General features: G+C 71.6%; 23 protein-coding genes. 8 read left to right on the forward strand and 15 right to left on the reverse strand.

Features of this window, described 5'->3' with window-relative positions:
* Window positions 1-35: 35 nt before the first annotated feature.
* The 7 genes from SANBI_RS05935 to SANBI_RS05965 all read right to left on the reverse strand — a co-directional run bounded on the left by SANBI_RS05935 (window position 36) and on the right by SANBI_RS05965 (window position 9,045).
* Window positions 36-1,598: a glycoside hydrolase family 32 protein gene (locus SANBI_RS05935; RefSeq protein WP_319159864.1), complete on the reverse strand. Its 1,563-nt coding sequence runs from the start codon at window positions 1,596-1,598 to the stop codon at window positions 36-38.
* A 163-nt stretch (window positions 1,599-1,761) separates the two neighbouring features.
* Complete coding sequence (locus tag SANBI_RS05940; protein ID WP_319159867.1) at window positions 1,762-3,216, reverse strand: glycoside hydrolase family 32 protein; 1,455 nt, start codon at window positions 3,214-3,216, stop codon at window positions 1,762-1,764.
* 12 nt (window positions 3,217-3,228) lie between these two features.
* Complete coding sequence (locus tag SANBI_RS05945) at window positions 3,229-4,248, reverse strand: LacI family DNA-binding transcriptional regulator (RefSeq protein WP_319159871.1); 1,020 nt, start codon at window positions 4,246-4,248, stop codon at window positions 3,229-3,231.
* Window positions 4,245-5,156, reverse strand: coding sequence for a carbohydrate ABC transporter permease (locus tag SANBI_RS05950; RefSeq protein WP_056131322.1), 912 nt, complete (start codon window positions 5,154-5,156; stop codon window positions 4,245-4,247). Before SANBI_RS05950 ends, SANBI_RS05945 begins: the two co-directional genes overlap by 4 nt.
* Window positions 5,153-6,034: a carbohydrate ABC transporter permease gene (locus tag SANBI_RS05955; protein WP_056133887.1), complete on the reverse strand. Its 882-nt coding sequence runs from the start codon at window positions 6,032-6,034 to the stop codon at window positions 5,153-5,155. The genes SANBI_RS05950 and SANBI_RS05955 overlap by 4 nt, the downstream gene beginning before the upstream one ends.
* Window positions 6,035-6,150: 116 nt before the next feature.
* The gene (locus SANBI_RS05960; protein ID WP_319159874.1) at window positions 6,151-7,488 is read right to left on the reverse strand and encodes an ABC transporter substrate-binding protein; all 1,338 of its coding nucleotides are present in this window, start codon (window positions 7,486-7,488) and stop codon (window positions 6,151-6,153) included.
* A gap of 51 nt (window positions 7,489-7,539) precedes the next feature.
* Entirely contained in the window at window positions 7,540-9,045 is a 1,506-nt protein-coding gene (locus tag SANBI_RS05965; RefSeq protein ID WP_319159876.1) for a glycoside hydrolase family 32 protein, read from the reverse strand.
* A 260-nt stretch (window positions 9,046-9,305) separates the two neighbouring features.
* Here SANBI_RS05965 and SANBI_RS05970 point away from each other — a divergent pair, with 260 nt between their 5' ends.
* The 3 genes from SANBI_RS05970 (at window position 9,306) to SANBI_RS05980 (ending at window position 11,938) form a co-directional block, all read left to right on the forward strand.
* Entirely contained in the window at window positions 9,306-9,860 is a 555-nt protein-coding gene (locus SANBI_RS05970; protein WP_319159878.1) for a hypothetical protein, read from the forward strand.
* Between the two features lie 175 nt (window positions 9,861-10,035).
* Window positions 10,036-11,403, forward strand: a complete 1,368-nt coding sequence (locus SANBI_RS05975) for a chloride channel protein (protein ID WP_319159880.1) — start codon at window positions 10,036-10,038, stop codon at window positions 11,401-11,403.
* 64 nt (window positions 11,404-11,467) lie between these two features.
* Window positions 11,468-11,938 carry a GNAT family N-acetyltransferase gene (locus SANBI_RS05980; RefSeq protein WP_319159883.1) on the forward strand — a complete coding sequence of 157 codons (471 nt, stop codon included), beginning with the start codon at window positions 11,468-11,470 and terminating at the stop codon, window positions 11,936-11,938.
* A 331-nt stretch (window positions 11,939-12,269) separates the two neighbouring features.
* On the opposite strand, the gene SANBI_RS05985 is transcribed toward SANBI_RS05980, so the two are convergent.
* The 4 genes from SANBI_RS05985 to SANBI_RS06000 form a co-directional block, all read right to left on the reverse strand.
* Window positions 12,270-13,961, reverse strand: a complete 1,692-nt coding sequence (locus tag SANBI_RS05985) for an ABC transporter ATP-binding protein (RefSeq protein ID WP_319159885.1) — start codon at window positions 13,959-13,961, stop codon at window positions 12,270-12,272.
* Window positions 13,958-14,824, reverse strand: a complete 867-nt coding sequence (locus SANBI_RS05990) for an ABC transporter permease (RefSeq protein ID WP_319159887.1) — start codon at window positions 14,822-14,824, stop codon at window positions 13,958-13,960. Before SANBI_RS05990 ends, SANBI_RS05985 begins: the two co-directional genes overlap by 4 nt.
* 233 nt (window positions 14,825-15,057) lie before the next feature.
* Window positions 15,058-16,056: an ABC transporter permease gene (locus SANBI_RS05995; protein WP_319159890.1), complete on the reverse strand. Its 999-nt coding sequence runs from the start codon at window positions 16,054-16,056 to the stop codon at window positions 15,058-15,060.
* Window positions 16,057-16,072: 16 nt separating this feature from the next.
* Window positions 16,073-17,725: an ABC transporter substrate-binding protein gene (locus SANBI_RS06000; protein ID WP_319159892.1), complete on the reverse strand. Its 1,653-nt coding sequence runs from the start codon at window positions 17,723-17,725 to the stop codon at window positions 16,073-16,075.
* 141 nt (window positions 17,726-17,866) lie between these two features.
* Here SANBI_RS06000 and SANBI_RS06005 point away from each other — a divergent pair, with 141 nt between their 5' ends.
* Complete coding sequence (locus tag SANBI_RS06005) at window positions 17,867-18,466, forward strand: TetR/AcrR family transcriptional regulator (RefSeq protein ID WP_319159894.1); 600 nt, start codon at window positions 17,867-17,869, stop codon at window positions 18,464-18,466.
* Window positions 18,467-18,469: 3 nt separating this feature from the next.
* Here the strand turns inward: SANBI_RS06005 and SANBI_RS06010 are convergent, their stop codons facing one another.
* Window positions 18,470-19,543: an iron-siderophore ABC transporter substrate-binding protein gene (locus SANBI_RS06010; RefSeq protein WP_319159896.1), complete on the reverse strand. Its 1,074-nt coding sequence runs from the start codon at window positions 19,541-19,543 to the stop codon at window positions 18,470-18,472.
* Between the two features lie 144 nt (window positions 19,544-19,687).
* Between SANBI_RS06010 and SANBI_RS06015 the strand changes: the two genes are divergently transcribed.
* Window positions 19,688-20,245, forward strand: a complete 558-nt coding sequence (locus SANBI_RS06015) for a hypothetical protein (protein ID WP_319159898.1) — start codon at window positions 19,688-19,690, stop codon at window positions 20,243-20,245.
* A gap of 13 nt (window positions 20,246-20,258) precedes the next feature.
* Here SANBI_RS06015 and SANBI_RS06020 read toward each other — a convergent pair whose 3' ends face one another.
* Window positions 20,259-21,164 (reverse strand): oxygenase MpaB family protein, encoded by a 906-nt coding sequence (locus tag SANBI_RS06020; RefSeq protein WP_319159899.1) that lies wholly within the window; start codon window positions 21,162-21,164, stop codon window positions 20,259-20,261.
* A 282-nt stretch (window positions 21,165-21,446) separates the two neighbouring features.
* Here SANBI_RS06020 and SANBI_RS06025 point away from each other — a divergent pair, with 282 nt between their 5' ends.
* Both SANBI_RS06025 and SANBI_RS06030 read left to right on the forward strand, forming a co-directional pair.
* Window positions 21,447-21,938, forward strand: a complete 492-nt coding sequence (locus tag SANBI_RS06025) for a heme-degrading domain-containing protein (protein ID WP_319159901.1) — start codon at window positions 21,447-21,449, stop codon at window positions 21,936-21,938.
* Between the two features lies 1 nt (window position 21,939).
* Window positions 21,940-22,701, forward strand: a complete 762-nt coding sequence (locus SANBI_RS06030) for a hypothetical protein (RefSeq protein ID WP_319159903.1) — start codon at window positions 21,940-21,942, stop codon at window positions 22,699-22,701.
* Window positions 22,702-22,736: 35 nt separating this feature from the next.
* Here the strand turns inward: SANBI_RS06030 and SANBI_RS06035 are convergent, their stop codons facing one another.
* Window positions 22,737-23,243, reverse strand: coding sequence for a hypothetical protein (locus SANBI_RS06035; protein ID WP_319159905.1), 507 nt, complete (start codon window positions 23,241-23,243; stop codon window positions 22,737-22,739).
* Window positions 23,244-23,284: 41 nt separating this feature from the next.
* The gene (locus SANBI_RS06040) at window positions 23,285-25,102 is read right to left on the reverse strand and encodes a 2-isopropylmalate synthase (RefSeq protein WP_319159910.1); all 1,818 of its coding nucleotides are present in this window, start codon (window positions 25,100-25,102) and stop codon (window positions 23,285-23,287) included.
* A gap of 177 nt (window positions 25,103-25,279) precedes the next feature.
* Here SANBI_RS06040 and SANBI_RS06045 point away from each other — a divergent pair, with 177 nt between their 5' ends.
* Window positions 25,280-25,948: a FadR/GntR family transcriptional regulator gene (locus SANBI_RS06045; protein WP_319159912.1), complete on the forward strand. Its 669-nt coding sequence runs from the start codon at window positions 25,280-25,282 to the stop codon at window positions 25,946-25,948.
* The last annotated feature ends 17 nt before the right edge of the window (window positions 25,949-25,965 follow it).

The following is a 25,965-nucleotide window of genomic DNA, read 5'->3' on the forward strand; positions in this document are numbered from 1 at the left end:
GGGGCACGCAGACGACCCGTCGCCGCCTCGCGCCGCTAGGCCACGTCGCCGAAGGACCGCAGGGTGATGCCCGTGAAGGTTGCGGAGCCGCCGTCCGTGTAGAGCGAGATGCCGGTGTCTGCCGCGGTCAGGTGGACCTGCTGGGAGAGCACGGTGTGGCCGGCGTCGACGAAGACCTCCACGCTCTGGGTGTCGACGAGGATGCGCAGGTGCACCGACCGCGCGTCGGCGTCGATCGGGGCGGCGGCTCGCGACCAGGGCGCGAGCGAGTACCCGGCGAGGTCGGACGGCCCGCGGTCCACGTAGAGCTCGGCGCCGTGCTTGCCGATGTTCGTGTGGCGCGAGCCGTCGGCTGAACGGCCGACGGACACGCCCACGTTCGTCGCGCTGTCCCAGGCGATGTCGAGCTCGAGCTCGTAGGCGCGTCCCTCCCACGGGAGGACGACGCTGCCGTCGACGGTGCGGTCTGGGAGGGTGGTGGTCGCGGTGACGTGGTCCCTCAACGCCGGGACGGGGGTGCTGAGCAGGCTGTACCAGCCACCAGGCTGGCGGGCGAGCCGCAGCTCGCGGACGACCGAGTTCTGCCCGTTGTACCCGTCGCTCACGTCGGTCGGGACGTCACGGGCGGCGTACTTCCAGTTGTTCATCCAGGCGATCGCGAGCCGCTTGGTCTCGGGCTCGTCGAGCGACGGCCAGGTGACCGCCGCGTACCAGTCCCAGCCCCAGTCGAGCCACTGCGGGGTGAGGTCGTCGGCGACCATCTGCTCGCCGTCCCAGGTCCCCGTCCAGTAGGCGTAGGTCATCGGCAGGCCGACGCCGTAGGCGTCCATGCTGGCCCCGAGCACCCAGTGGCGGGTGCCGTCGTCGGCCGTCATCTCGAAGAGGTCGGGGCACTCGATGCCTCCGAGAGCGTGGTCGGGATAGTCGAAGTTGCGGCGCAGCGTCCAGTCGCGCAGGTTCGGCGAGGTGTAGAACGCGGCGTAGCGCAGGCGTCCGATCACGCAGACCCACTCGGCCCGGGCGGAGTCCCAGTGGATCTTGGGGTCGCGGAACCACTCGGCGTTCTCGATCTCGGCGGGCGTGACGGCGGCACGCCCGTCGGTGTTGACGATGACAGGGTCGGGCAGCGCGGTGAAGCTGAAGCCGCCGTCGGTCGACCAGTACAGGTACTGCTCCTGGTACCTGCGGACACCGTCTGTCGGCTGCGTCGCCAGCGCGACGACAGCCCCGGCGCCGAAGCCGGCGGTGTTCGCGGTGTCCACGACAGCCGAGCCTGACCACACGGGGAAGTCGGGCTGCAGCGGCATCACGGTCCCGTGGTGGGTGAAGGTGACAGCATCGGTCGTGGTCGCGTGGTCCCAGCCTCCGGGTCCGTTGTTCTGGCCGGAGTGCAGGTAGTACAGCTGGTAGGCCCCGCCCGTGGTGACAGGGCGCTGCGGATCGCAGAGCCAGCCGCTCGGCGGAGTCATGTGGTAGACGGCGCGGAGCGAGCCCTGCGCTGCCCGGGCGGTGCCGGTGAGGGCACTGCCGAAGGCCAGGGCGAGCGCCCCGGTCCCGGCTCCTCGGAGCACTGTGCGGCGTGAGATGGACGGCATCATTGCGGGTTCCTCTCGGAGGTGGTGGGCGCGACGGATCGGCCCCTCGGTGCGGTGCTGTGCAGGGGGATCGGTGGGTGCTGCGGCCGGCGGACCGGCGTCGTGGGGGTGCTGGAGCGGCTGCGCTGGGCCGAGCGCGGCTGCGGTCAGCCGAGCGCGGCTGTGGTCAGCCGAGTGCGGCGGCGGGGACGGGCATGCTGGTCTCCCGGTGAGCGCTGACGTCGACCACGGCGGCGTGCAGGGTGCCGGGCCGTGCCGCCTCGAGGCTCAGGGTCACACCACGGGCACCGAGGAGGACCAGGTTCGACGCCGTGGCATCGCCGTCGCCGACGAAGACCTCGAGCAGCGGGCCGTCGAGGCTCAGGAGCAGCCGGGCCGGGCCGTCGCCGGACAGCGGGACCGTGCTCGTCGAGGGGAAGTCGGGGTGCACGGCCTCAGCTGCTGGTCCACCCCGGGTCAGGGACAGCGTCCTGCCGTGAGGGTCGTGCATGAGGTCCACGAAGGCGTCTTCCTCGCCCCGCAGCCGGATGCTGACCACGCCGGTGGCCGAGGGGTCCCACCGCAGCTCGACGAGCGAGTGCCCGGAGAGGTGCAGATCAGCCGGCTGGTCGTCGACCAGCAGCGCCGTCGGCAGCACGCGGTCGAGGTACCCGCGGACGAAGGCCGGCGGCGACTGCACGAGCGTGGGTCGCCCGTCGACCGTCCGCAGCGCCAGAGTGCGCGGCAGCGACATCGCGCCCCGCCACGGTGCCGAGGGGAACACCCGGGCGTAGTGCCAGTTGCTCATCCAGCCGATCGTGACGGCCTCGCCGTCCGGGGCGTCGTCGAAGGTGACGGCCGCGTAGTAGTCCCGCCCGTGGTCGAGCCGGCGGACCTCGGGGACCTCGGGCACGAAGGAGGTCCCGTCGAGGTGCCCGACGACGTAGTGCATCGACGAGCCCGCGGGATCAGGGTCCTCGCCGACGGGGTTGGTGCTGAGCAGCAGCACCCACCGGGAGTCGTCGGCGTCTCCGTCCAGCGGCAGCCTGACCAGGTCAGGGCACTCCCACACGACGCCTGTCGCCCCGAAGGGGCCCGTCGTGCTCAGGTGCTCCCACGTCACCAGGTCGGTCGAGGAGTAGAGCAGGACCTGCCGGTCGTCGGCCTCGACGGTCAGCATGATCCAGCGCGGGGTGCCGCCGTCGTCGTAGCGGATCACCTTGGGGTCCCGGAAGGCTGTCGTCCCTCGGTCGAGGACCGGGTTGGTCGGGTCCAGGTCCCAGGTGAGGCCCCCGTCGACGCTGGTCGCGCGGGACTGCGCCTGGTGGCCGTCGTCGTAGGCGCTCGTGTAGTACGCGGTGAGCACGTCGTCGCCCGTGCGCGATGCGACGACGGAGCCGGAGTAGATCTGCTCACCGGGCCGGTGGGCGATCGCCACGGGGAGCTCGGTCCAGTGCTCGAGGTCGGGGCTGGTGGCGTGGCCCCAGCTCATGTTGCCCCAGTCGGGACCCTCAGGGTTGTGCTGGAAGAACAGGTGCCACAGGCCCCCGTGGTGCACGAGCCCGTTGGGGTCGTTCATCCAGTGCTGCCGTGGGGTGAAGTGGAAGCTGGGGCGCGGTGCGCCGGTGCTCGTCGTCTGCACGGGATCCTCTCCTCAGACCGAGTGCCGGAGCACCGGCGGGCAGGCGACGAGACGGGGCTCGTCGTCCGGGGCAGGGTCGACGCCGAGGAGCATGCGCACGCCCGCGGCGCCGAGCTCGTAGTGCGGCAGCGCGACCGTGGACAGGGTGGGACGCAGGTGGGCGGCGATGACGTCCTGGTTGTCGAAGCCGATCACGGCGACGTCGTCGGGGATGCGCAGCCCGCGCTCGCGCAGGCCGTCGTACACGCCCATCGCCACGCGGTCGTTGTGGCAGAACACGGCGCTCGCACCGGAGTCGACGACGTGGGACGTCCCGGCGTAGCCGCCGCCCTGGTCGGGTGCGACGGGGAGGACGAGCGCCGGGTCGAACCCGATGCCCGCGGCCTCGAGCGCGGACCTGTAGCCGGCCAGACGTCCGGTCTGGGCGGGGGACGGGGTCGTGGTGTTGAGGAAGGCGATCCGCCGGTGCCCGTGGGCGAGGAGCTCTTCGGTCGCGGTCCGCCCGCCCTGCTCCTCGTCGGGGACCACGGCGGGCAGGCCGCTGCCGTGGGCGAAGCAGTCGACCAAGATCGTGTCGGTCTGGTGGAGCGCCTCGGGGACGGAGATCTCGCGGTGGTACCAGCTCGAGTAGAGGATCCCGCGGACCTGGTGCTCGAGCATCATCGCGATGGCGTCGTCCTCGACGGCCGCGTTGCCGTCGGTGTTGGCGACCAGCAGGACGAAGCCGTGCTTCCACGCCTCGTCCTGCGCGCCGTGGATGATCTGGCCTGCGAAGGGGGTCGTGGCGATCTCGTCGGCGACCAGGCCGATGAACGCCGACGTCCCACGGGAGAGGGTCTTGGCGAGCACGTTCGGGCGGTACCCAAGCTGCTCGACGGCCTCCTGGACCCGCCGCCGGGCGTCCTTGCCGATGCGGGCGCCAGGCTTGTCGTTCACGACGTGGGAGACCGTCGAGACCGAGACGCCGGAGAGCCTGGCGACGTCCCGCATCGTGACCGGCGCACCGTGCTTGCTGCTGCCTGCCGTGCTCATCCTTTGGTCGCCCCGCTCTCGAGTCCGTTGATCATGGCCTTGTTCAGCACGAGGAACACCAGCAGCAGCGGCGTCACGGTGACGCACACGGCTGCGAAGGTCGCCGTCCAGTCAGTGTTCCCCATCGCGCCGATGTAGTTCTGCAGGCCGAGCGGGATCGTCTTGAGCCCGTCGGAGAGGACGAAGGTGTTGGCGAAGATGAAGTCGTTCCAGATGAAGATCGAGTTGACCAGCACCACGGTGATGATCGTGTTGAGGGACAGCGGGAGGGTGATCTGCCCGAAGATCCTGTACGGGCCTGCACCGTCGAGCGACGCGGCCTCGTACATCTCCCGCGGGATGTACTCGTAGAAGGACGAGAACAGGTAGACGGCCATCGGCAGGGCGAAGGCGGCGAGCGGGATGATCATCGACAGGTGGGTGTCGAGCAGCCCCACCCGGGAGTAGTCGATGAACAGCGGTACGAGCGCGATCTGCACTGGCACGATGATCCCGAGCAGGAACAGGGCCCGCACGAAGCCGCTGAGCCGGAAGCCGAGCACCTGGAGGGCGAAGGCCGCCATCATGCCGGCCACCACGATGAGCGCGCTCGCCCCGAGGGTGACGATGAGGCTGTTGAGGACGTTGAGCCCGAGGTTCCCGGTGGCGAAGGCACGCGAGTAGTTGTCGAGCGTGAGGTCCGACGGCAGGGCGAAGGGGTTGCCCCCGGCGAAGTCGGAGGCCGTGCGGAAGCTCGTGAGCAGCAGCCACACGAGCGGGTACACCTGGACGAGGACGATGAGCACGACCGTCGCGGTGAGCAGGGCGCGCTGCACACGCAGCCGCGACGAGCGGGCGGGTGCCCGGCGCGGGGCGGGCTGGGCCGGTGGGGTGGGTGCAGCGGGCGCGGTGAGCACTGTCGCGGTCACGAGTCGTCCCTTCGACGGAAGATGAGGAAGATCAGGCCCACGGCGACGAGGCACTCGAGGACGATGAAGACCGAGATCGCGCTCGCGTAGCCGTAGTCGGTGTGGACGAAGGCGGTCTTGTACATGTAGGTCGTCAAGAGCTCGGAGGACTGCCCGGGGCCGCCGTTGGTGAGCAGGTACGGGATGTCGAAGCCGCGCAGCGCGAAGGTCGTGGCCATGACGGTCGTGGTGATCCACACGGGGCGGATGTACGGGAACCGGATCCGCCAGAAGATCTGCCACCACGACGCGCCGTCGAGGCGTGCGGCCTCCTCGAGCTCGCTCGGCACCGCGATGAGGGCGGCGTAGATGATGAGCATGTAGAGCCCTGTGAAGCGCCAGCCCTCGGGGACCGAGACGGCGGCGAGCACCGTGCTGACGTCCGAGAGCCACGCTGTCTGCAGGTTCTCCAGCCCGACCCAGGCGAGGGCCTGGTTGAGCAGGCCGACAGGCTCGAGGGAGTAGAGGCGCTGGAAGAGCAGCGCGATGGCCACCGTCGAGATCACCGCGGGCAGCAGGTAGAGGGTCTTGACGAGCTCGCGGGCGCGGGGGAGCGCTGTGAGCAGCCCCGCGACGACGAGGGCGCCGCCGAGCTGGAGCACCAGGCAGATGGCGAGGTAGCCGAGAGCGTTGCGGAAGGAGGTCCAGAAGACGTCGTCGCGGGTGAGCATCTTGACGTAGTTGTCGATGCCGACGAAGGACATGTCGGTGATGCCGTCCCAGCGGAAGAGGCTCAGGACGAGCGACTGCCCGATCGGCAGCAGGACGGCCAGGGCGTAGACCAGCAGGGGCGGGACGAGGAAGACGAGCACCGACAGGCGCGAGCGGCGCGGGAGCATCGACGTCCGCATCGGTGTGCGCGAGCGGGAGCGGACCGGCGCGGGCTTGCGGACGGCCGCCGCCTCCTGCGCCGGGCCAGCGGGCGCAGCGCCCGCCCCGGCGTGGGCGAGCCCGGTCATCGCAGGTTCTCCGCCAGGGCCGCGTCCATCGTCGTGGTGAACTCCTCGGGCGTGATGTCGCCCTGCACCAGGAGGGTGAGCTCTTGCTGCAGGCGGGTGTTGGTCGCGGGGTCGAGCTGGGTGTCCCAGGGCATCGCGATCGCGGTGCCGACCTCGTCTGCCTGCGTGACCAGACGGGAGTAGAGGTCTGTCGCGTCCGCCGGGATGGTCGTCTGGGCGGTCGTCGTCGGGGACAGCGCGCCGGTCGCTGCGTAGATCTCGGGGTAGCGCTCGAGGGCGTAGCCGAGGAAGTCCCGCACGAGCGGGTCGTAGGTCTGCGCGTTGACCGCCATGCCGATGCCCGACGGGGTCACGTACTCGTTCTCAGCGGTGACCGCACCCTCGACCGTCGGCAGGGTGAAGTAGTCGACCGAGCCCTGCACTGCGGGGTCGAGCGCATCGGTCGCGAGGTTGCCCAGCTCCCACGTGCCGATGTTGTAGACGGCTGCCTTGCCCGAGGTGAACAGCGCCTGGGCGTCGGCGTATCCGGTCGAGGAGAAGCCCTCGGCGAAGCAGCCTGCCTCGCCCAGGTCGGCGAGCCACCGGGCTGCTGCCTGACCGGCTGGGTCGGCGAAGGACGCGTCACCGTTCTTGAGGTCCTGGATGAAGTCGGCCCCGGTCGTGCGGAAGGGGTAGTAGGCCATGTACCTCTCGAGGGGCCACTGGTCCTGGCCGTCGAGCGCGATGGGGGTGACCCCCGCGCTGCGCAGCGCTGTGCACATCGCCGGGAAGTCGTCGAGGGTGGCGGGGACGCTCACCCCGGCCTGCTCGAAGATCGCTGTGTTGTACCAGAACACCTCGAGCTGGAACTCGAAGGGGACCATGTACAGGGAGCCGTCGTCGAAGCGCTGGTAGCTGAGCGCCGCCTCGCGGTAGTCGTCGTCGAGCCCGAGGTCGGCGAGCAGCAGGTCGATGTCGACCATGCGGTCCTGGCCCGCGAGCTTCTGCGCGAAGGGCGTGGCGTCGGTGTCGAAGAGCTCGGGGAGCTTGTTCGCCGCGGCGAGGGTCTCGTACTTCTGGATGTACGACGGCCTGTCGGGTGTGGTGATGAGGTTGAGCGAGAACCCCGGGTGGTCGGCCGCGTACTCGTCGGCGATCTGCTCCATCGCGGTGATCACACCGCCGTCAGCGGGCCGTGACAGGAGCCAGGAGATCTCGCGGGGCTCGATCTCTCCTTCGGGGTTCACGTCGGTGGGGTCGGCTCCGCCGGCCGCGCCCCCGCAGCTGCTGAGTGCGAGGGCGGCGGCGGTGACGGCGGCTGTGAGGAGTGCTGCGGTGCGCTTCCTGGTGACCATGGTCGAATCTCCGTTGATCGAGGGGGGTGGTCGGGCGGCAGGTGGGGATGTCTAGGTGGTGGCGGCGAGGAGGTCGCCGTCGAGGACGTCGCCGTCGAGGGTCGCGGCGTCGTCCAGCGGGCTCGCGGGCTGGGGTGTGGCACGGGGGGCGAGGGTGAGGTGGGAGAGCGTGGCTGTGCCCTCTCCGACGAAGGCGCCGACCCGTCCCGCAGGGCGGTCGTACAGACGGGTGCTCAGCACCGTCGCGTCGTCGACCGTGGCGACGCACAGGTCGCCGTCGACGATCACCTCGAGGTCGTGCTCACCAGGGTCGAGCCGGCACGGCCGCTCGAGCTCGACGACGAAGGGCACGTCCCCGGAGATGTGCCACTGCTCGGTCCCGGTCTGCTGGCGCGGCCACCTGTCGAGGACGAGCCGGTGCCGGTGCGGCTCGAGGCGCAGCACGTAGCCCTCGTCCCCGTCGGCGCTCGCGCGCAGCAGGAGGCCGGCCTCCCGGGTGCCCTCGGTGAGGTCGAACCGGGCGGAGAGCCTGAACGCGGACGGGGCGTCCTCGGACGAGACGACGCTCGTGTACCCGTCGGGTGCGCTCAGCACGGTCCTGGCTGGCACGACGTCGGCAGGGTCGGCGAAGGTGTCGCGCAGCTCCTGGGTGGGGTGGAAGGCGAGCGTGCCGTCAGCGCGCTGCTCGGCCTCGAGGACGGACATGGTGCCCGCCCACTGCCATGCGCCGTCGTCGGCCTCACCCTCGCGGGAGGCGATCCAGCCGAAGAACAGGCGTCGACCGTCGCGCTCCGCCGACTTGGCGGCGTAGAACGCCCGACCGTCGAGCGTGTCGTGCTCGGGGACGACCCACGGGCCGTCGAGGGAGCGGGCCATCCTGTAGCGCGTGGTGAAGGCGTCGCTGAACTCGGAGTACACGAGGTACCACCAGCCGCCCCACTGGAACACCTCGGGGCACTCGAGGGCGACGTACCTACGTGGGTCCCAGAACGGTGCCGCGGGCTCCCAGGTATTGAGGTCGCGGGAGACGCACTGCGCGACGACACCGCGGCGGCGGTCGGGTCCGTGGTCGTGGCGGGCCGTGACGAGCATCCGCCACAGACCGGCCTCGGCGTCCCAGAAGACGAAGGGGTCACGCCAGTCTCCGGTCTCGTAGCCCGGTGACGCACCGAAGGTCTCTGCGGGGTGACCCTGCCAGGACCGCATGCCGTCACGGCTCGTCGCGTGCATGACGAGCTGGAGCGCTCTTCCGTCAGCACCGACGACCGCCGGGTTCTGCCCGGTGGAGAACGCGTGGTGCGTCCCCTCGGCGTCGACGACGATGCTGCCCGTGTAGACGTTGAAGTCCGCGGCGGTCGGGCCTCCCGAGGGGAGTGCCTCGCCCGTGCTGCGGAAGGTGACGAGGTCGTCGGTGACGACCCTGTGCCACGGCATGCCGTCGGCCGGTGCCCGGCGCGTCTCGTGCAGGTAGAAGAGGTGGAAGACCCCGTCCTCCTGCCAGGGGATGACATCCCCCACCCATGCGCCGTCCGGCCGGTAGAACCCTCGCTGGTCCATTGCTACCTCGTCATCGTGGTTAAGCGGTTGCGCACACCGTAATGCGCCGATGCCGGCTTGGTCAACCGGTTGACCAAAAGTGCTGCAGGCGATGCGCCACTCGTGGCCCTCGCCCCGACCCCGCGCGCCTAGGCGATGGGGACCGGGAGAACTCCCCATCGCCAGGCGGCCCGCTGCCGTAGCGCGGCAGGTACGTTCTGGGGGCACCGTTCAGCTGGTCGCGGTACGACTCCGCGGCCCCGTCGTCAGGATCCCAGCCCATGAAGATCGCACGCTCTCTCACCGCCACGGCCCTCACCGCAGGGTTGGTGCTCGCCCTGGGCGCGTGCTCGTCCGACGACTCGAGATCGGGCGACGTGACCACGGACGTCACGCAGGACGACTCGACAGGCACCGGCACGACGGACGATGCCACCGAGGAGACGACGGGCGAGGGTGACGAGCTCTCGGACAGCAGCGACGGCGCGAGCTCGGACGACGACGACGCGACAGGGGACGCACCGGAGGACTTCGGTGTCCAGGGTGCTACGTCAGAGGAGATCAAGACCTCCTGCGAGAGCTTCAACACGATCGTCTCGGACCTGCGCGCGGTCGAGCCCGGAGACACCGACGCCTACGACGACATCTACCTCCGCGCCGAGGACGAGAAGGACACGGCTCCGACCGAGACCTACGGGCTCTTCGCGGTGCTGTCGCTGCTGGCGCTCGAGGCGGGTTCCGGCGGGACCGAGGACGAGACCATGAGCACGATGATGGACGCGATCACCTACTCGGCCGGTGCCTGCACCGCCGAGGACGTCACGCTCACGTTCTGAGGCGCGCCGGGTGAGCCACGATCCGCTCCGGCACGACCTCGCCAGGTCCCGCGCGGGGTGACCGCAGAACAGGCGCTGGAGCTCACCGCCACTGATCCGTGGCGCCGCCGACGCCTCGGCTCCTCATCCCTGGTGGGTGATGAGCGCGGACGCTGCGACGAGCACCATGGGCATCATGCCGTCACACCTGACGCCGGCCCCACAGCCTCTGCCGAGCCTGCACTCTCGGCGGTACCGCCAGCTCCTCCTCCTCGCAGCGGCCGTCGGCGTGCCCGTGTCGGCGGTCGCCTTCGCGTACCTGCAGCTCGTCCACCACATGCAGCACTGGGTCTACCACGACCTCCCGTCGGCGCTCGGGCTGGACCCGGTGCCGCTCTGGTGGCCTGTGCCACCGCTCGTCCTGGCGGGGCTGATCGTCGGGCTGTGCGTCCGGTACCTCCCCGGGAAGGGTGGGGACTCTCCGGCCGACGGCTTCCACGCGGGACCTCCGCCGCGGCCTCGCGAGATCCCTGGCATCGCGCTGGCGGCGCTGGCGAGTCTTGGCCTCGGTGCCGTCGTCGGACCGGAGGCACCGCTCATCGCCCTCGGGGCGGGGCTGGCCGCGTGGGCCCCGAGCCTCGTGAGGCGTGGCGACGACGAGCAGGCCGTCGCCGTGCTGGGCGCAGCCGGCGCCTTCGCCGCGATCAGCCTGCTCCTCGGGTCTCCGCTGCTCGGCGCGTTCCTCCTCATGGAGGCCTCCGCGACCGGAGGCGCGGCGCTCGGCTTCATGCTCGTCCCGGGGCTGCTCGCCTCAGGTGTCGGCGCGCTCGTCATCGTGGGGCTGGGCTCCGTCACCGGGCTCGGGACCGCATCGCTGGCCATCCCTGGCCTCCCGGACTTCGTACGGCCCGACGTGCCACAGCTCGGGTGGGCTGTCGTCATCGGCCTGGCCGCGCCGTTCCTCGGCATCGGTGTGCGCAGGCTCTCCAGGCTCGTCCGCACGCGGGGCGCAGGGCGGCCGGTCCTGGCGCCTGTCGTCGTGGCCTCTCTCGTCGGGCTCGTCGCCATGGCGTACGGCGCGGTCTCCGACCGGAGCCCTGAGGCTGTCCTCTTCTCGGGCGAGACCGCGCTGGGGCCGCTCCTGGTCCACACCTCCGGCTACTCCGTCGGTGCCCTCGTGCTCCTCGTCTTCTTCAAGAGCCTCACCTATGCGCTGTCGCTCGGTGTCTTCCGTGGGGGGCCGGTGTTCCCCGGGATGTTCATCGGGGCTGCGGGCGGGATCGCTCTGTCCCACGCGCCAGGGCTCCAGACGGTGGCCGGTGCAGCGATGGGGATCGGCGCGATGTGCGTCGTCATGCTCCGGATGCCCCTCGTCTCGGTGCTGCTGGCGACGCTGCTGCTGTCCCAAGGGCTGTCGGTCATGCCGCTCGTGATCGTCTCCGTCGTCGTCGCGCACGTCTTCATGTCGTTCCTGACCCGGGGTGACGACGACCCGCAGGAACCGTTCCCGACAGGGCGGCCGCCGAGCCCCGCAGCAGGCACCGGACAGGCAGCAGGCGCCTGACGCTGAGGGCCTCGGCAGTCGACCGCCGCTGCTGGCAGGCACGTGGGCCTGCGAGAATCCTCGGGTGACGATCTCGCTCCGCCCCCTCGCCCCGCAGGACCTCCCACGATGGCTCGACAGGAGCGCCGCGGAGTACGCGACGGATCTTGTCGCCCTCGGAGCGACACCTGAAGACGCCCGTCGCCGGGCGCGCGAGAGCCTCGACCGGGACTTCCCTGGCGGGCTGCCCGCAGGCGGGCACGCAGTGTTCGATCTCGTCGACGCGGCAGGTGGCGCTGTCGGGTATCTCTGGATCGGTCCGGACACCTCCGACGACCCCGCAGCGTGGTGGGTGTGGGACGTCGTCGTCGACGCCGAGCACCGCGGTGAGGGCTACGGCCGTCAGGCGATGCTGCTCGGCGAGGACTACGCACGCGCACAGGGCGCGACGACCCTGGGGCTGAGCGTCTTCGGGTTCAACACGAGCGCTCGCGGGCTCTACGAGTCGCTCGGCTACGAGACCACCTCGGTCAAGATGGCGAAGCCCCTCGTCTGACCCGACGCTGGCCGCGGCACCCGACGGCACCCGACGGCACCCGACGGCACCCGACGGCACCCGACGCTGCCCGCGCTGCCCGCGCTGCCCGCGCTGCCCGCGCTGCCCGCGCTGCCCGCGCTGCCCGCGCTGCCCGCGGTCGACGAGGTCGCATCTCTGCCCGTGAGGTCGTACGGACACGCCGGAACTCAGGCCTGGTAGACGAGATCCGGCGTGTCCGTGCGACCTCGGCGTCGAAGGTGCGACCTCGGCGCCGCAGGTACGACCTCGGCGTCGAAGGTGCGACCTCGGCGTCGCAGGTACGACCTCGGCGTCGCAGGTGCGAGCTCGTCTACGTCCCCGCGCCTCGTCGGGCGGCGAGCAGCTCGCGGGTGAAGGGGTCCTGGGGGTCGGCGAAGACGTCCTCGACGGGTCCGCGCTCGACGACGCGACCGTCTTTCATCACCAGGACCGTGTCGCAGACCTGTCGTACGACGGCGAGGTCGTGGGAGACGAAGACGATCGACAGGTCGCGGCTGCGCTGGAGGTCGAGCAGCAGCCCGAGGATCTCGGCCTGGACCGTCACGTCGAGGGCCGACACGGGTTCGTCGCAGACGAGGACGTCGGGCTCGAGGGCGAGCGCACGGGCGATCGCGAGCCGTTGACGCTGGCCGCCGGACAGGCTGCGCGGACGCCGGCCGAGCACCTCGGGCGGCAGCCGCACGGCGTCGAGCAGCTCGACGGGTGTCGCGGTCGAACGCCCTCGGGAGAGCGCCTCACGCAGGATCCGTCCGGCGGTGTACCTCGGGTCGAAAGACCCGAGCGGGTCTTGCGGCACCAGCTGGACCCTGTGGCGCCGGGTGCGACGCTCGCGGTGCCCGGTCTCGCTCCACGCCTCCCCGTCGAGGGTGACCGTGCCCGTGTCGGGTGCGTCCGCCGCGAGCAGCAGGCGGGCGAGGGTCGTCTTGCCCGACCCGGACTCGCCGACGATCCCGAGGGCCTCGCCGCGTCGCAGCTCCACGTCGACACCGTCGACGGCCCGCACGTGCCCGCCGCCAGGGGTCCGGAACGTCCGCCCGAGCCCACGCCCTGACAGCACGACAGGACCGAAGGTGCTCGCAGCTCCCGGTTTGGGTCCGCGCGGGACGGCTGCCGCGAGGCGTCGGGTCTCAGGGTGCACGGGGGAGTCGAGCACCTGCGCGGTGGGACCTTCCTCGACCACCTCGCCATCGCTGAGGACCACGACGCGGTCGGCCACCTGGGCGACCGCTGCGAGGTCGTGGCTGACGAGCAGCAACGCTGTCCCGGCGTCGCGCAGGGCGGCCAGGGTGGCCAGGACCCGCGCGGCGACAGTCGCGTCGAGGGCCGTCGTCGGCTCGTCGAGCACCAGCAGCGGCGGCTCGGCGACCAGAGCCGAGGCGATCAGGGCGCGCTGGCGCATCCCGCCCGACAGCTGACCTGGTCGCTGCACGATGCGCAGCTCGGGGGAGTCGAGACCGGCCGCGTCGAGGGCCGCGAGGATGCGGTCGCGGCGCTGGGCGCGCGGCACCTTGCGCAGGGCGAGGGTCTCGCCGATCTCCGCCCCGACGGTCCGCAGCGGGTCGAGCGACTGGAGGGCGTCCTGGAGCACGAGCCCGACCTCGGACCCGCGGACCGAGCGCCACCCACGCTCGGAGAGCCGCCGCACGTCACGCCCACCCACGGTGAAGGTCTGCGCGGCCACCCGGGCGGTCGAGCCGCCCTCGGAGGCGAGCCCGAGGACAGACCGCACGAGGACCGACTTGCCCGAGCCGGACTCGCCGACCACGGCGACGCACTCACCGGGCGCGACCGTGAGGTCGACACCGCGCAGCACGGCGCCGACCCCGGCGAAGGACACCTGGAGCCCACGGATGTCGAGGGCGAGCGGTCCAGCCGGACCGGACCGCTCCACCGAGCCGACCCGGGCAGGCAGCCGTGCCGACCTGGCCGTGGCTGGCAGGTCAGCAGTCGACGTCTCCGCCGCGGCGCGGTCTCGCGTCGTCTTCTCCGGCCTGGCGCTCATGCTGCTCCCACCCGTCCGAGGCGTCGTCCGAGGACCGTCAGCGCGGCCGCCGTCACGGTGATCGCGAGGCCGGGGGCCAGCGTCAGCCACCAGGCGCGAACGAGGTACACCCGGCCTCCGTTGACCATGGCGCCCCACTCTGGGGAGGGCGGCAGCGCGCCGAGGCCGAGGAAGCTCAGCGCCGACACCCAGACGATCGCCTGCCCGACGCCGAGGGTCGCGACCGCGACGAGCGGCCACAGGGTGTTGGGCGCGATGTGCTTGAAGAACACGAAGAGCGCCGGCTGACCCTCGAGCCTGGCAGCCTCGACGTAGGGGCTCGCGGCGACAGAGCGCACCTGGGACCGCAAGATGCGGGCGTAGCCCGGCGCCGTCGCGAGGCCGACGGCGACGAGGGTCGGCGTCACGCCCGCGCCCATCACGGAGACGAGCAGCAGCGCGAGGACGAGGGACGGCAGCGCGAACAGCACCTCGATGACACGGCTCAGCGCGCTGTCGACCAGGCGCGGCCCGAGGCCGGCGAGCATGCCGATGACGAGCCCGATGCCCACCCCGATCGCCGTCGCAGCGGCTCCGATGCCGAGGGACTGACGGGTGCCGTGGACGACCCGCGTGAAGACGTCACGACCGGACTCGTCGGTCCCGAACCAGTGCGCGAGGCTCGGCGCGGCGAAGGCGTCGCGCGGAGCGATCGCATCGGGGTCGCCGGGCGCGATCAGCCCCGGCCACACCGTCGCGACGGCCATGAGCAGCACGACGGCCAGGGCGAGCACCCCGGCGACGCCGAAGGCCCCGAGGCGCGCCCGACGCAGGCCGGTCCGGGCACCGTCTCGCTGCCCGGTCGCCCCGCGCACCTGTGTCACCTGCTTCTCCTCTGCTTCAGCTCCATAGTCCTGCGACGCCGTGCCGTGCTCCGGCTGGACCGCCCCGTGGTCCTTCGAGATCGTGCCGTCGGAGCGAGATCGTGACGTGGAGGTCACGATCTCGCTCCGGGGTGCCGAGCTCGCCCCGGCGGGAGGGCGTCCGGACGAAGGGGTCACGATCTTGCTCCCGGGTGGCGAGCTAGCGCCGATCGGAGGGCGTCCGGACGCGGGGGTCACACGATCGCCTTCTCGGGTGCGGCCGAGCGGTCGGCGGTGCTGTCGCGACCTGCTCCGCGCGGGCGGGGGTCGACGATCCTCTCGAGCCCGTCGGCGATCGTCATGACAACCGTGTAGGTGAGGGCGACGACGAGCACGGTCCCGACGACCACGGGGACGTCGCGCGACGACGTCGCGTCGAGGAGCAGCCGCCCGAGCCCGGGCCGGCCGAAGAGCGACTCGACGACGACGGCCCCGCTGAGCAGCGAGCCGAAGGCCCACCCGGACAGCGAGATCGCCGGGAGCGCCGCGTGACGGAGCGTGTGCCGCCACAGCACACGGGACTCCGAGGCCCCGCGCGCCCGCGCCGTCGTCGCGAAGGGTGACGCGGCGGCCTCGTCGAGGCCGTCCCGCATGAGCTGCCCGAGGAAACCGGCGACAGGCACCGCGAGCGTGACGACCGGCAGCACCAGCCCGGCGGGCGACGCCCCGACGCTCGTCGCCGGGAACCACCCGAGGGTGGAGGAGAACACGAGGATCAGCACCGCCCCGAGCCAGAAGTGCGGGACGACCGTCGCGACGATCTCCCCGGCCTGCGTGACGCCCGAGGCCGCTCGGCCGAGAGGTCCGCGCGAGCGGGTCGAGAGGGTCGCGAGCGCGAGGGCGATCACCCAGGCGAGCACGAGGGCGAGCACAGCGAGCAGGATCGTCGAGGGCAGCTGGGCCCCGACGAGGTCGGCGACAGGCTGCTTGCGTGCGTAGGAGTCGCCGAGCTGGAGCGTGACGATCCGTTGCATCTGCACGAGGTACTGGACCACCAGCGGTCGGTCGAGGCCGTAGTCCGACCGTGCCTGTTCGACGGCCTCGGCGCTCGCCTGCGACCCGGGGCCTCCGAGGATCGCCTCGGTCGGGTCGCCGCCCGCCGCCCGCAGCGCGAAGAACACGACTGTCGTCACGACCCACGCGACGAGGGCGGCAGCCACGACCCGACCGAGGGCCCACCGGAGAACGCTCATGGGGGTGCGGGTGCTCCTAGGAGGTGAGCTGGGTGTCGAGGAAGGTCGGCGTGCCGACAGTGTGCAGGGTACGCACGCCCTCGACGCCGCGCGTCAGGTAGTGGTTCTGCTGGTCGTAGAGCGGCAGGATGAAGAAGCCGTCGAGGACCGTCTGCTGTGCCTGGGCGTAGAGCTCGGCGCGCTCGGTGGGGTCGGTCACCTCGGCCGCACGGTCGAGGATCTCGTCGAGGGCCGGGTCGGAGACCTGCGCGTGGTTGGCGAAGTAGCCGCTCGGCGCCGGGACGATCCCGCTCGAGTGGTAGAGGATCCGCAGCACGTCAGGTCCGACCTTGGTGTACGGGGCCGAGACGATCTCGTACTCGTTCGCGCCGAGGGCCTCGTACCAGCCGCTGAGGTCGAGGGGCGTGATGACGACCTCGAAGCCGACGGCCTTGGCGTTGGCCTGGACCTGCTCGAAGAGCGACTGCTCGGCCGCGACGGACTGGTTGGTGCTCACGGGGAAGCGCACGGTGAGCCGTTGTCCGTCCTTGGTGCGGTAGCCCTCGGCGTCGCGCTCGGTCCAGCCGGCCTCGTCGAGCAGGTCGTCGGCGGCTGCCGGGTCGGTGCCGAAGAGTGAGTCGTCCGAGACGGCCATGGGCTCGCTGCTCGACAGCGGCGAGTAGGAGCGCGTCACGGTCCCGGCGTAGAGGCTCTCGATGCCGGGGTCGACGTCGGCCGCGCGGACGAAGGCCTCGCGGATGCGGACGTCGTCGAAGGGCGCCTGGCCGGAGTTCAGCTCGAGGCGGTTGACCGATCCCGGGCGCGGCGCGTCGACGTCGCTGATGTCGCCGCCGGCCTGTGCTGTGGCGATCGCGTCGGGCTGCGGGTTGTCGATGACCTGCACCTCGCCCGACTGCAGCGCGGCGTAGCGGGTCGCGGCGTCGGGGATGAACCGCCACACGATGCGGTCGAGGTGCGCGGCGCCCTCGTGGGTCGCCTCGGGGGCGGACGTCGCGTAGTCGTCGTTGCGGACCAGGTCGACCTGCTGCTGCGGTGTCCAGCTCTCGACCACGAAGGGCCCTGTGCCGACGGGTGCGGCGCAGTTGGCGTCCATGCCGCGGGCGATCCCTGCCGGCGACTCGATCGCGAGCCACGGCTGGCTGAGCGACTCGGCGAGTGCAGAGTCGGGCTCGGTGAGGTGGAAGCGGGCGTGGGTGGCGTCCACGACCTCGACCTCGGAGACCTTGGCGAGCGCGAGGTACCCGGTCGAGGACTGCGTGGCCGGGTCCTGCAGGTGCTCGACGTTGACCTTGACGGCCTCGGCGTCGAAGGGCGTCCCGTCGGTGAAGGTGATGCCCTCGGCGAGGGTGAAGTCCCAGGTGAGACCGTCTTCGCTGATCTCCCAGCCTGTCGCGAGCCAGGGCAGGATCTCGCCCTCGGCGTCGCGGCCGACGAGCGGCTCGAGCACCTGGGTGGTGAGCATCGCCTGCGGGTAGTTGCCCCCCACGTGCGGGTCGAGGCAGGTGGGCTCGGCGTCGCCTGTCGCGTAGACGAGCGTGCCGCCCTCCTGCGGCTCGGCGGAGGACGACGAGTCGTCGCTGCTGCACGAGGCGAGGACGAGAGCTGCGGCAGGGACGAGGGCGGCCAGGGCGGCTCCGCGCCGGCTGAGGGCGCGTCGGGCGGCGAGCATGAGTCTCCAAGGAATGAGCAGCAGACGGGGCACGGATGTGCGGCGGTGCACGGGTGCGGACGGGGTGAGCATCGCCGCACGAGTTTTTGGACTGCGTCCCACAATAAGTCACGCTTCAGGTCCGGTCGCTACGATCACCCCATGAGCCCCGTCACTCCCTCCACCCGCGCAGCCGGCCGTCCGCGTGCCTCGTCCCGCGCGATGCTGGAAGAAGCGGCCGGCGAGCTCTTCTTCGAGCGCGGCTACGCGGCCACCTCCGTGGCGGACATCACAGCCCGTGCGGGTGTCAGCCGCAACACCTTCTTCAACTACTTCGGCGCCAAGAGCGACCTCCTGTGGTCGACCTTCGACGCGACTGTCGCGACGCTGGGGGAGTCGCTGGCCGACCCGCGTCACGACGACGGGACAGTGCGCGGGACGGCACGGGCCGCCCTGATGGAGGTCGCCGGGGCGCTGCGCCCCGACAACGTGTCGCTCGCCTTCACCCACGCCGACACGATGGGCCTCGCCGACGAGCTCCGGCGCTCGGCCGCGGTGCGCGCGAGCGACGTCGCGGTCGTGCTCACGTCTTTCGCCGTGGCGAAAGGTGTCGATCCGCTCCGCGCCGAGGTCGCGGGTGCCGCCCACGCGGGGGCCCTGGTCGCGGCCGTGGGGGAGTGGTCGAGGTCCGGCGCTGTGCGGACCTCGCTGTGCGAGGTGCTCGCCGAGGCGCTCGCGCCGGTCGAGGGTGCGCTGCCCTGACGGTCAGCCCGCGAGGGTCTCCTCGAGGATGGAGAGGATGCCTCGCGCTGCGGTCGGCCCGGTGTTGAGGAAGAAGAGGTCGTCGTCGACGGGAGTCGCCCGGTCATCGGTGACAGCCTCGAGCGAGGGCCACAGCGGGAACGACATGAGCTCGGTGAGGTCGCCGCCCTGCACCCCGTAGAAGAGGTGGTCTGCGTCGGCGAGCGCGAGCTGCTCCGGGCTGAGGTCGATCGAGGTCTCGTCGGTGAAGGCCTGGCTCTCCGGGCGGGCGAGGCCGCTGTCCTCGACGACAGACCCGGCGAAGGACGCGACGCCGAACACCCGGGTGCGGTCCCCGTTCGTCCGCAGGAGCGACACCGTCGGGTCGCCCTCGACAGTCTCGCCGAAGGCCTCGGTGTCTGCGTGGTAGGCGTCGAGCCAGGTCTGCGCCTGCTCGGTACGCCCGACTGCGTCGGCCAGCAGCAGGAAGTCCTGCTTCCAGTACAACCCAGTGCCCTGCGTGACGACGGTCGGTGCGATCTCGCTCAGCGTCTCGTACAGCCCGGCGGACTCCTTGCCGGCCGAGTTGAGCACGACCAGGTCGGGGGCGAGCGCCGCGAGGGCCTCGAGGTTCGGCTCGGTCCTGCTGCCGAGCGGCGCGACCTCGTCGAGGTCTGCGGCGTCGTCGGGGAAGGCGTCGTAGAGGTACTGCGGGATCATCTCGGCCCCGTCAGCCGCCGTCGACCCTGCCGGCACGACACCCAGGGTGAGGAGAGCGTCGGCCTGTCCTGTCGAGATGACGGCGACCGACACCGGCGCGGAGTCGATCGTCGTCTCTCCGGCGACGTGCACCACCGTGCGGGGGAACGCCCCGTCCGGGGCGCCGCTGCCGAGGCCCTCGGGCATGGTCCGGGGCGTGACGAAGCCATCCTCGGTGGATGCCGGTGCGGACGCGCCGGTCTGCTGCTGGGCTGGTGCCTCGGCGTTGGTCGTGCCTGCGCCCGACGAGGCCTCGGAGGACGAGCAGGCGGAGACGGTGAGCGCGAGCACCGCCGCGAGAGCGGCAGCGCGTCGTCGAGAGGTTGAGGCGGAGATCATGGAGCGATCTTAGGCTGGCCTAACTCGTCACGTCGGAGCTGTCGAACCCTAGCTCGTCGATGACGCCTTCGAGTGTGTCCTAGCACCCCGGACGATCTCCGCGGGCGTCGTGCGTGGCCACGGCCCTCACGGCATCATGGTCGGGTGCCCAGCAGCGAGACGTCAGCCGCCGACGAGGACGACCAGAGAGCCGTCGACGCCCTTCGAGAGGTCCTGCGTCGCGCCGTCGTCCGGCTCGAGGCCGCTGACGCGCGCGACGAGCCGCTCGCGGAGTACGTCGAGGCGCACCGGGTGCTGCTCGTGAAGCGCAACCCCGTGCTGCGCCCGGTCGGCCGGGCGTGGCGGCTGGGGGCCCTCATGCTCGGGCGCGACGGGACGCTCTACGCGACGGGTGCGATCGTCCGGGCTCGCGAGGCCGGGGTACGCAACTACCAGTCGCAGTCGGCCGAGGAACGCCGCGACCTGCGGGCGGCCGCCCTGCGCGGCAAGTTCGAGACGGGCGAGACCGTCAACCACGGCTGGCGCGAGATCCCGCTCGACGCCGCCTCCCTGCGGTCGGGCGAGGGGCCGGTCGTCTTCGCGCCCGACGGCTCCCTCGTCGTGCGGTGGAACGCCGCCCTCGGTGACAGCGCGGTGCGTGACGTCGCGGCCTACGTCGACGAGAGGGTCGGGTTGCTCGTCGACCCGCTCGACATCCCGTAGCCCGCGCCAGTCCTCACGTCGGGTCGTCGGCCGCTGTCCTCGCCAGCCGCGCGAGCCTCGCCCGCGCCGCGTCCTCCGAGGTCGAGGACCTCCCGAGGATCATCCCCACCCCCCACAGCACGGCGCGGTTCGCGGTGATGGCCGGCCACCACGGACGGCGCAGCCCGAGCATGCGGCGCTGCTCGGCCGGGATCGACGCGACGGCCCCGGCGAAGAGGATCCTGTACGCGGGCATCATGGTCCGGCGCAACGGCGGGTTGCGGATGAACCGCACAGCCTCGGCGACGCGCTCGTCGCTCTTCATCGACGGTCGGAAGGTCTCGAAGGCCGCTGTCAGCTCGGCCTTCGACCGCGGCGGATCGACGACCCCGACCAGCTCACCAGCCGTCGCCCACTCGCGGACGTACTGGTCAGCGCCCCCGGGGATGGTCCCACCCCAGATCTCGTCGCACGTGAGGAAGGCGTCGGTGAACACGACGTGCACCCACGACAACAGCTCCGGGTCACCTGCGGTGTAGGGGTGCTCGGTCCCGTCGGCCGCGACGTAGGTACCGACGACCCGGTTGTGGTAGCGGTCGACGCGGGTCGACTCCGCCCGGGCCTGCGCGGTGTCCCCGAAGGTCACGGTGAGCAACCAGCGGATGGTCCCCGACAGCCTGCCGAGAGGGTCTTCCTGGTAGCGGGACCAGTCGTGCACCCCGGCCATCGCGCCAGGGTGGAGGGTCTGGAGGAGCAGGGCCCGGATCCCGGCGATGAGCGTCGCGGTCCCGCCGTGCACGGCCCAGGCGGCCGACCCGGGTCCGAAGAACCCCGCGTCGTCGCCGTCGGCCATCTTCTCCACCCAGGCGGGCTTGCCGGCGTCGTCTCCGGAGAAGGTCGTGAGGAGGTGAGAGCGCCACGTGTCGACCATCCGTCCCATGGGGCGAACGTACCCGCGGTCCGCCTGCGGGGCATCCGGCCACGTCGTCGACCACGCCTCTCGTCGTGACCACGACCTGCACCTGCGTCTGTGCCTGCCTGACTGCCTGCGGTCGCGACTGCGCTCGCGATCCCTCGACCCCGTGCCGGGCGAGCCGTAGAGTGCTCGTGGCCCGACCCATCCCCGAGACCGAGGACGACCCATGCTCGTCGCGCAGCAGCCGTTGCCCACCGCCCACGTCGCCGGCTCTGTGCCGCGCATCAGCGCCGAGGGAGGCCTGGCATGACCGACGACTCCCTCTCCGACCTGGCTCGCGCCGAGGAGATCCTGGCTGAGGTCCGCGAGCTCGACCTCGAGCGTTTCGGGCACGACGAGGCGTGGGACCTCGGGCAGCGCGTGGTCGCCCTGGCGACCGAGCGCGCCCTCGGTATCACGGTGGCGATCTGGCTCGGCGACCAGCGGGTCTTCCAGGCGGCCAGGCCCGGGACGAGCGCCGACAACGACAGCTGGATGGACCGCAAGCACGCTGTCGTGCGCCGCTTCGACGCCCCGTCGCTCGCGGTCAGGCTCCGGTTCCGCAGCAAGGGCGTCACCCAGGCCGAGCCGCGCCTCGGGCTCGACCCGGCCGTCCATGTCCTCGCCGGCGGCGGTGTCCCGCTCCGGGTGCGCGGGTCGCTCGTGGGGGTCGCGGTGGTCTCCGGTCTGACCGACCAGGAGGACCACGACCTCATGGTCGAGGCGCTCACCGCGCACCGCGACGCCGCCAGGGCCTGACGTGCAGACCGACCGGACGCCCGGGTCGCTGCCACCGCGTTACCAGAGTGTGCTGACCCGGGTCGTCGTCCGCGACGTCACAGCGGTCGACGACCTGCTCGACCTGGTCCGGGCAGAGCAGGCGGAGCACCCTGACGTCGCGGTCTTCGTCACCCTCGACCAGCTCGACCAGGCGCTGTACACGAGCATGCACGCGACCGAGAGCGACAGCCTCGAGATCTCGACCGACGACCTCGACTTCCTCGAGGACCCGTACGCCGACGAGGTCCGCGAGCGGCGGCAGCTGGACCGGACCACGGCTCAGCTCGCCGCCCCCGGCCTGCGGGTCGCGTGGAGCGACCTGCGGGGCACGCTGGAAGGTGCTGAGGGTGACATCGAGGCCCTGGTCACCGTGAACGACGCCCCGGAGGGTGTCCTCGACGACGTGGTCCTCGTCCTGCACGTCCCCGTCGCCGACCCGACCGCGGCGATCGCGGGCCTGCCCAACGGCTACTTCAGCGAAGACTGGGACGTGTTCCAGAACCACGCCGTCGCCCGGCACCTCCGTGAGAGGTACGGCTACAGGCCGCTCGGGGTCGGCGCGTCCTGGGTCGGGTTCCTCCGCGACCATCCGCTAGACCCTGACCGGGCGACAGTCCTCGTCACCGACCTGGCCGAGGTGTACGGCTTCGCCGGGACCCCGGCGTGGGCGCGCCTGGCCGACGTGCTCACGCGGCGCACGACGCTCTTCCTGGGGTACACGGGGAGCTTCGCCGACCTCTGAGCCGGTGACCGCGAAGACCTCACGGACCGTGCAGGTCAGCTGGCGCTCTCGACCTCGTCGATCGCGTCGTCCACCACGTCGTCGCCGGCGACAGCCCGGATCGCGTCGGCGACGTCACCCGCCCCGCCCTCGCCGCCGCAGGTCCCGCCCGAGGTGCGCACCTCGTCGCCGTCGACCACGAGGTCGACCTCGGCCTGGGCGCCACCCGTGCAGTCGCCGGTGTCGTCGTCGCCCTCGAGCAGGCCGGACCCGTCGAGGATCTCGCGTGCCGCGTCGAGGTCGACGGGGGTGCCCGTCGTGCGGCCTACCTCGTCGTCGTAGCCGGACCACACAAGCGTGAACTCGTCGTCCGTGAGCTCGAGGGTCAGCTCGTAGTGGTACGGCGGCGGCACCGAACCGGTCTCGTAGCGCAGAGTCCCGGTCATCGCCGACGAGCCCGGTCCGGGGTCCGACGAGCCCGAGCACCCTGACAGCACGACCCCGCAGGCCACCGCGAGCATCGAGAGGAGCGCCGTGGCGCGGAGCGGGTGGTGTGCGGGCATGAGCGGGCCTTCCGTCGGGCGAGAGTCTGACGCGGGTGACGCTATCCGCGCACCGGCTGGAGGGCGATGGGCTGCTCTGCCTGGGGAGAGGTGCCCTGACCAGCCATCACGACCCGCGCCGCGCCGAGGACGGCGTGAGCACTCGCCGTGAGGACCGAGCGATGCCGCCCACCGGACCAGGTCGTCCCGGCAGGGCCGACGTGCTCGACGAGGGTCAGGGCCTCGCTCGAGGCGCCGGCCCGCAGGGAGGTCTGGTGGAGCGAGAGGATCTCGACGTCGATCCCGTGCTCTCCGAGCAGCGACGTCACAGCCTCGACGGGTCCGACACCCTCGTAGGAGCCGCTGCGCTCGACACCCGCGATGCGCAGCGCGACCCGGGTCCGCGTGCCGTCGCGGGTCTCGGTCGACAGGTCGAGCAGCTCGAGCAGGCCGTCGGCCGACGGCAGATAGCTGTGCTCGAAGATCTCGAGCAGCTGCGGTGCGTCGACCTCGAGACCTGTCGAGTCCGCATGCTGCTGGACGCGTCCGGCGAGGTCGACCTGGAGGCGTCTGGGCAGCTCGATGCCGTAGTCGGACTCGAGCAGATAGGCGATGCCGCCCTTGCCCGACTGCGAGTTCACGCGGATCACAGCGTCGTAGCTGCGACCGAGGTCGGCCGGGTCGATCGGCAGGTAGGGGACCCGCCACGGGGTCTGGTCCTCTGCCAGACCCTCGGCCGCTGCGCGCTGCCTGTGCTCGGCGAAGCCCTTCTTGATGGCGTCCTGGTGCGTCCCGCTGAAGGCCGTGTGGACGAGGTCGCCGGCGTAGGGGTGGCGCGGGTGGACCTCGATGCGGTTGCTGTGCTCGACGGTGCGACGGATCTCGTCGATGTCCGAGAAGTCGATCATCGGGTCGACACCCTGGGCGTGGAGGTTGAGCGCGAGGGTGACGAGGTCGACGTTGCCCGTACGCTCGCCGTTGCCGAACAGGCAGCCCTCGACCCGCTGCGCCCCGGCCAGCACAGCGAGCTCCGCGCACGCGACCCCGGTGCCGCGGTCGTTGTGCGGGTGGACGGAGAGGATCACCGCGTCGCGCCGCGCGAGGTTCCGGTGCATGTACTCGATCTGGTCGGCGTAGACGTTCGGCGTCGCGATCTCGACGGTCGCCGGGAGGTTGAGGATCACGGGACGGTCAGGGGTCGCGTCCCACAGCCCGGTCATGGCGTCGCAGACCTCGAGGGCGTAGTCGGGCTCGGTGAGGTTGAAGACCTCGGGGGAGAACTCGAAACGCACGTGCTCCAGGTGCCCGGCGAGCTCGAGGACGTCGCGGCCCCCGGCGAGGATCAGCTCGCGCAAGGAGTCGCGGTCACGGCGCAGCACGACGTCGCGCCAGGTCGGGGCGGTCGCCGTGTACATGTGGATCACGACGGGGTTGCGGATGCCGCGGACCGACTCGACGGTGCGTTCGACGAGGTCCCGGCGAGCCGGGGTGAACACGACGATCGTCACGTCCTCCGGGGCGATGTCGCTCTCGGCGAGCAGCCGCACGAAGTCGTGGTCGGTCTGCGAGGCGGAGGGGTATCCGACCTCGATCTCCTTGTAGCCCATCTGGACCATGAGCTCGAAGAACCGGCGTTTGCGGGCCGGGTCCATCGGCTCGGCGAGCGCCTGGTTGCCGTCGCGCAGGTCGACAGGCACCCACAGCGGTGCTGCGGTCAGCCTGTGGAGCGGCCAGCTGCGCTCCTGGAGCGGGACCTCGACACGGGAGTGGGCGTCGGTGTAGCGGTGCGAGGGCATCTGCGAGCGTCGCTGCCGGTTCCAGGCTGGGGAGCCGTCGGGGACGGGGCCTGCGGGGGTCGAGATACGAGAGGTGGTGCTCATGGTCGGTCCTTCGGGTCGTGATGTGGTCGACCGGCGCGCGTCGCAGCCCCGCGGCGAGGGACCGGTCGGATCAGACCTCGCCGCGGCGACCAAGGAGGAGACGAGGAGCCACGCTCGTGACGCTAGCACAACTCCTCAGACAAGTAGAGAAGTTGAGGAGTGCGAGAAGATGGTGCCATGACGCAGCTGAACCGCACACCGCTGGCCGAGCAGGCGGCCGACCACTTGCTCGAGCGCATCCGGCGCGGAGAGTGGGCGCTCGGGCAGAAGCTCCCCGGCGAGACGACGCTCGCGCCCCAGCTCGGGGTCGGACGGTCGACGGTCCGCGAGGCGATCCGGGACCTCGCCGGCCGGGGTGTGCTCGCGAGCAGGCAGGGGGCCGGTGTCTTCGTCACCGCGCTCGAGCAGCCCGAGGACTGGGACCGCGTGGTCCGGCGGGCGGACGTCGCCGCCGTGATCGAGGCGCGCATCGCGATCGAGGTCGAGGCTGCGGTCCTGGCAGCCGAGCGCCGCACGTCCGACGAGCTGCAGGCGATGGAGGCTGCGGCGCGTGAGAGGGCGGCTCGGCAGGAGAGCATCGAGATCCACGTGGACGCCGACACCGCCCTGCACAGGAGCATCGTCGCCGCAGCGCACAACGAGATCCTCGTCGAGCTCTTCGACTCCTTCACCCCCCGGAGCCGGCAGGCGATGATCGACCTGCTCCGGCTGCGCGGTGAGTACGGCGGCGACGCCGACCATCAGAACCACCTGCGCATCGTCCAGGCGATCGCGGACCGCGACGGGACGGCGGCCGCCACGCTCACCCGTGACCATCTCCTCGCGCTCAAGGCGCACCTCGGCTGAACCCCTGTGCGGATCGT

It is taken from the genome of Sanguibacter biliveldensis (genome assembly GCF_033798665.1).
In the GTDB taxonomy this organism is placed as follows: Bacteria; Actinomycetota; Actinomycetes; order Actinomycetales; family Cellulomonadaceae; genus Sanguibacter; species Sanguibacter inulinus.